Here is a 5964-nt window from a genome sequence, read left to right as displayed (position 1 = left end):
CCATGCCCCAAGACCCTCCCCCCGAAGGGGGAGGTGGCCCGGAGGGCCGGAGGGGGAAGTCCCGATGACCTCAACGCAACCGCCGACCGGAGCAGTCACTACCCCCTCCGTCGGCTTCGCCGACACCTCCCCCTTCAGGGGGAGGGTCTTTCGCCCAGACACCCTTTGACACAAACCCGCTGCATCGCAGCAAAAGCCGCCCCCCAACTTCCTCCCTAGCGTGGCGGTCCAGCCGCGCCGTGCCGCGACGTCCGTTTCCCCCTTTCCCCGGACGTCGCGGCCATCGCACGGAGGTTCCCTTGGAACAGTTTCTCGAACGCGCCGCCCTCTTCCGCGGCCAGGTCTTTCCCGCCCAGAGCGCCCTCTACGAGCGCCTGGCCAGCCACGGCCAGAGCCCCAAGGCCCTGATGATCTCCTGCGCCGACAGCCGCGTCGTGCCCGAGCTGATCACCCAGGCCGCGCCCGGCGATCTGTTCGTCTGCCGCAACGCCGGCAACATCGTGCCGCCGTTCAGCCAGGCCAACGGCGGGGTCTCCTCGGCCGTCGAATACGCCGTCGTGGCGCTGGGCGTTCGCGACATCGTCGTCTGCGGCCACTCCGACTGCGGGGCCATGAAGGCCTTCTCGCATCCGGAAGCCCTGGAAAAGATGCCCAACGTCGCCGCCTGGCTGCGCCACGCCCACGCCGCCCACAGCGTGGTCTGCAACGCCTATCACGGCCTGGGCGACCATGAGCGCACCCGCGCCCTGTCGCTCGAGAACGTGGTCGTCCAGATCAACCACCTGCGCACCCACCCCTCGGTGGCCTCGGGCCTGGCCAAGGGCGAGCTGACCCTGCACGGCTGGTTCTTCGAGATCGAGACCGGCCAGATCCAGGCCTACAACGGCGACACCGGCCAGTTCGAACAGGTCTTCGAAGGCGCTCCCCTGCCCGTCGCCCAGCGCCCGAGCCGTCGCATGGTCGCCGCCGACCACCTGGGCATCGCCGCCGAATGACCCGCCCCGCCGTTTCCTCCCCCAACGGCGCGAAGGCTGGTCTGACGGCGTTCCTGTCGCGTGACCTGACCGCCTCGATCGTCGTCTTCCTGGTGGCCATGCCCCTCTGCATGGGCATCGCCGTCGCCTCCGGCGTACCGGCCGAGCGCGGCCTGATCACCGGCATCATCGGCGGCATCATCGTCGGCGCCCTGGCCGGCTCGCCCCTGCAGGTCAGCGGCCCGGCCGCGGGCCTCGCCGTCATCGTCTTCGAGATCGTCGCCAAGCACGGCCTGTCGACCCTCGGGCCGATCCTGGTCCTGGCCGGGCTCGTCCAGCTGATCGCCGGCGCCCTCAAGATGGGCCAATGGTTCCGCGCCATCTCGCCGGCCGTCGTCCACGGCATGCTGGCCGGCATCGGCGTGCTGATCGTCGCGGGCCAGCTGCACGTGCTGTTCGGCGACAAGCCGAAAGCCAACGGCCTCGACAACCTGATGGCGATCCCGGCGGCCCTCGGCGGCCTGTCGGCCTCGACCTTCGGCGGCGCGGAAGCGGCCCTGCTGGTCGGCGTCGTCACCATCGGCTCGATCCTGCTGTGGGAAAAGATCCGCCCCGCCAAGCTGAAGCTGGTCCCCGGCGCCCTGCTCGGCGTGCTGGCCGGCACCTTCGTGGCCATGGGCTTTGGCCTCGACGTCCAGAAGATCGCCGTGCCGGAATCGATCGGCGCCGCCATCGCCGTTCCGGGCCTAGCCGACTTCGCCAAGCTGATGGATCCGATGATCGTGCTGACCGCCGTGGCGGTGGCCTTCATCGCCTCGGCCGAGACCCTGCTGTCGGCGGCCGCCGTCGACCGCATGCACGATGGTCCCCGCACCAAGTACAACAAGGAGCTGTTCGCCCAGGGCGTCGGCAACATGATGTGCGGCGCGGTTGGCGCCCTGCCGATGACCGGCGTGATCGTGCGCAGCTCGGCCAACGTCCAGGCCGGCGCGGTCACCCGCCTGTCGGCGATCATGCACGGCGTCTGGATCCTGGCCTTCGTGGCCCTGCTGCCCTTCGTCCTGCGCCAGGTGCCCAGCGCCGCCCTCGCCGGCGTGCTGGTGGTCACCGGCTGGAAGCTGGTCAGCCTCGACCACGTGCGCCACCTGTTCGCCCGCTACGGCCTGCTGCCGGCGCTGATCTGGGCCGCGACCTTCATCATGGTCGTCGCCACCGATCTGCTCACCGGCGTCCTGGTCGGCCTGGCCCTGACCATCGTCGAGCTGCTGCCGAACCTGAAGAAGATGCGCCTGCGCATCGACCAGCGCGACGTCGGCGAACAGGAACAGGAAATCCGCCTCGAGGGCGCGGCGACCTTCGTGCAGCTGCCGAAGATCACCAAGGCCCTGGACGCGGCGCCGGACGGCGGCGTCGTCCGCCTCGACACCAGCGCCCTGACCGTGCTCGACCACACCGCCACCGAGGTGCTCAGCGAGTGGGTCAAGAGCAAGGAGCGCACGGGATCGAAGGTCGAGCTGCCGCCCGCCTGCGTGTTCGGCGCCCGCCTGCGTCCCGCCGGCGCCCACTGACCCTGCCCCGCCCCCGGGGACGGCCGCCCGCCGTCCCCGGGGTTCTTTTCGATGCGAGACCCTAGAGATCCACCGATGAACAAGGCCCAGGAACGCGCCGCCGACGTGACGGCCCAGGTGCTTTGCGCCTACCTGAACAACAACGTCGTCTCCACCGACGACCTGCCCGACCTCGCCGCCCGCACCTATGCGGCGCTGGAGGCGGTGTTCTCGACGCCGGCCGCGCCGGTCGAACGGCCCAGTCCCGATGAGATCGCCGCCAGCGTCAGCGACGATGCGATCATCAGCTTCGAGAACGGCCGCCGCTATCGCTCCCTGAAGCGCCACCTCAACAGCCTGGGCCTGACCGAGCAGGAATATCGCGCCAAGTGGGGCCTGCCCGACGACTATCCGCTGGTCGCCGCCAGCTTCTCGGACCTGCGCTCCACCGCCGCCCGCGCCGCGCGGTTCGGCACGCGGGGCTGACAACAACGAAGAAGGCCCGCCGTGCTGGCGGGCCTTCTTGCTGTTCGGCTACCAGGCGCCGGTGTTGGGCATCGAGGCCCAGGGCTCGGCGGGCGGCAGGCTGCCGTCCTGCAGCAGCTCCACCGAGATGCCGTCCGGCGAGCGGACGAAGGCCATGTGGCCGTCGCGCGGCGGGCGGTTGATGACCACGCCCAGGTCGGCCAGGCGCTGGCAGGTCTCGTAGATGTCGTCGACCCGATAGGCCAGGTGACCGAAGTTGCGGCCGCCCTGGTAGTCCTCCGGGTCCCAGTTGAAGGTCAGCTCGACCAGCGGCGCCTTGCGCTCCTTGGCCAGCTCGACGTCCTCCGGCGCGGCGAGAAACACCAGGGTGAACCGGCCCTTCTCGTTCTCCATCCGGTACATCTCCTGGAGACCCAGGCCTTCGCAGTAGAACCGCAGCGAGGCGTCGAGATCCTTCACGCGGACCATGGTGTGCAGATAGCGCAAGGGAGCCTCCCAAGTGTTGCGAAGCGCCGATATAGCGGATCAGCTACTCGGCCGCGACCTTGCCGCGCGTCTGGCGACGCCACAGGGCCGCATACTCGCCCTCGGCCGCCAGCAGGTCGGCGTGCGGGCCGCGCTCGACCACCTTACCCCGGCGCAGGACGATGATCTCGTCGGCGTCGGCGATGGTCGACAGCCGGTGGGCGACGACCAGGGTCGTGCGGCCTTCCCGGGCCTTGCGCAGCGTCGCCTGGATCGCCGCCTCGGTGCGGCTGTCTAGGGCGCTGGTGGCCTCGTCGAGGATCAGCACCCGCGGATCGGCCAGCAGCGCCCGGGCGATGCCCACCCGCTGGCGCTCGCCGCCCGACAGCTTCAGGCCCCGCTCGCCGACCTTGGTCTCCATGCCCTCGGGCAGATTGCCGATGAAGTCGCCCAGTTCCGCCGACCGGGCGGCGCCCCAGACCTCCTCCTCGGTCGCGTCGGGACGGCCGAAGGCGATATTGGCCGCGATCGTGTCGTTGAACAGGGCCACGTCCTGCGGCACCAGCGCCACGGCCCGCCGCAACGAAACCTGGGTCAGGGCCTTCAGGTCATGGCCGTCCAGCGTCACCCGGCCAGCCTGCGGGTCGATCATCCGCAGGGCCAGGCGGACCAGCGTCGTCTTACCGGCGCCGGAAGGGCCGACGATGGCGACGGTCTGGCCGGGCTGGGCGACGAAGCCGACATCCGTCAGCCCGTCCGACCGCGCCCCGTGACGGAACGAGACGCCCTCGAAGGCCACGGCCCCGCCCCGACGGTCGCCCGTCGGCGGCAGGTCGATGGCGTCGGGCGCATCGGCGACGTCGGCGCCCTGGCGGCGCAGGTCCATCATCGACTCCATGTCGATGAACGACTGGCGGATCTCGCGATAGGCGAAGCCGAGGAAGTTCAGCGGCTGGTACAGGTTCACGAGGATCAGCACGACGGCGGTGATGTCGCCCGGACCGATGCGGCCGGCGGCGGCTTCCGAGCCGGCCAGCACGGCCATGACCGCCAGGCCCAGGCTCATGATCAGCGACTGGACGACGTTGAGCAGCGACAGCGAGTTGGTCGCCTTGATCTGGGCCGCGCCGTAGGTCGCCAGGGCGCGCTCGTAGGCGCCGACGGCCCGGTCCTCGGCGCCGAAGGTCTTGACCGTCTCGTAGTTCAGCAAGGCGTCGACGGCCCGGCTGGCGGCCTCGGCGTCGGCCTCGTTGAGCTCGCGGCGATGGCCGATCCGCCAGTTGGAGATCGAGAAGGTCAGGACGCCGTAGATCACGACCGTGACGATCGCCGTCGCCGCGAACCGCCAGTCATAGGCCCGCGCCAGCACGGCCGCGGCCAGCACCAGCTCGACCAGGGTCGGGGCGATGTTGAAGACCAGGCCCCGGATCAGGAAATCCATGGCCCGCGCGCCGCGGTCGATGGTCCGCGACAGGGCGCCGGTCCGCTTGGTCTGGTGGAAGTCGATCGACAGGGACAGGGCGTGGGCGAAGGTCTCGGTCGCCGCGCGGTTCTGGGCCGCCTGGGCGACGGGCGTGAACACCGCGTCGCGGGCCTGGGGCGCGGCGGCGGCGATGAAGCGCACGCCGGCCCAGCCCAGGGCCAGGGCGCCGAACGACAGGGTCACTTGCGTGGCCGCGCCCTGCCCGGCCGCCAACCGGTTCACCGCCGCGCCCAGCAGCAGCGGCGCGGCGACGCCCAGAGCCTTACCGGCGAAGGTCAGGACCAGGGCCGCCGTCAGCCGCCAGGTCAGGCCTGGCGCCTTCGAGCGCAGGACGAGGCGCAGCAGTTCCGCCAGAGCTTCCCAGCCGGAGACCGGGCGTGAGGCTTCCGGCGCCGTGCGGGCCTGATCGCGACCGGCCGAAGAAAAGCCCCTCACGAGCCGGTTCCCGGCGTGAACAGCATGGTGGTCTGGATCCCGCCGCCGGGGGTCATCCAGTCGGCGCGCCAGCCGCTTTCGAAGCGCTCGGCGTGCAGGGGGCCGCCCGTCAGCGGACCGGGCGGCGACACATCCAGGCGGACGAGGTTCTCGCCGCCCTCGCCGGCCACCTGCACGGTGTGCGAACCGGGGCCCAAGGGCTGGGTCAGGGACAGGCTGAAGCGTCCCTGGGCGTCGACCTTGCCCTCGGCCTGGGTGGCGCGATCGACGCGGACGCCGAAGCCGGCGCCGGGCCGGCCGACGCCGGAAATCACCGCCCCGCCCTCGCGGTCGAAGTCGATGGCCAGGATGCGCGGCGAATCGGATGGGCCCGACAGCGGCTCGGTGCCGCCGCCGGCCCGCAGCAGGGCGACCGCGCCCTCCGGAGCGACGAAGAGGTAGCCTTCGGCCTGAACGGTGCGGCCCTCGCGGGTCATCGACAGGCCAAAGAGGCGGGGCTCGGCCGCGCCGGGCAGGATCGCGCGCCAGAGACCGCCGGCGTCGGCCTCGGTGCTGACGGCCTGGCCGGTCGGCG

The 5964-nt window shown here is 71.2% G+C and carries 6 protein-coding genes; 3 read left to right on the top strand and 3 right to left on the bottom strand.

What is annotated here, in order from left to right; translation table 11 throughout:
* Positions 1–299 precede the first annotated feature (299 nt).
* The 3 genes from DMC18_RS19415 to DMC18_RS19405 all read left to right on the top strand — a co-directional run bounded on the left by DMC18_RS19415 (position 300) and on the right by DMC18_RS19405 (position 3007).
* Positions 300–995, top strand: coding sequence for a carbonic anhydrase (locus tag DMC18_RS19415; protein ID WP_110121664.1), 696 nt, complete (start codon positions 300–302; stop codon positions 993–995).
* Positions 992–2542: a SulP family inorganic anion transporter gene (locus DMC18_RS19410; RefSeq protein ID WP_110121663.1), complete on the top strand. Its 1551-nt coding sequence runs from the start codon at positions 992–994 to the stop codon at positions 2540–2542. The genes DMC18_RS19415 and DMC18_RS19410 overlap by 4 nt, the downstream gene beginning before the upstream one ends.
* A gap of 75 nt (positions 2543–2617) precedes the next feature.
* A complete protein-coding gene (locus DMC18_RS19405) occupies positions 2618–3007 on the top strand; it encodes a MucR family transcriptional regulator (protein ID WP_158285938.1) in 390 nt (129 codons plus the stop codon).
* Between the two features lie 48 nt (positions 3008–3055).
* Here the strand turns inward: DMC18_RS19405 and DMC18_RS19400 are convergent, their stop codons facing one another.
* The 3 genes from DMC18_RS19400 to DMC18_RS26655 all read right to left on the bottom strand — a co-directional run.
* Entirely contained in the window at positions 3056–3493 is a 438-nt protein-coding gene (locus tag DMC18_RS19400; protein ID WP_110121661.1) for a VOC family protein, read from the bottom strand.
* 43 nt (positions 3494–3536) lie between these two features.
* Complete coding sequence (locus DMC18_RS19395; RefSeq protein ID WP_110133222.1) at positions 3537–5462, bottom strand: ABC transporter ATP-binding protein/permease; 1926 nt, start codon at positions 5460–5462, stop codon at positions 3537–3539.
* On the bottom strand, positions 5387–5964 hold a 578-nt coding region (locus DMC18_RS26655; RefSeq protein ID WP_110133221.1), incomplete at its 5' end, for a hypothetical protein. The genes DMC18_RS19395 and DMC18_RS26655, both read right to left, overlap by 76 nt.

The organism is Caulobacter sp. D5 (assembly GCF_003185805.1).
In the GTDB taxonomy this organism is placed as follows: Bacteria; Pseudomonadota; Alphaproteobacteria; order Caulobacterales; family Caulobacteraceae; genus Caulobacter.
The sequence above is the reverse complement of the archived record's forward strand: the minus strand, read 5'-3'. Positions and strand labels throughout refer to the sequence as shown.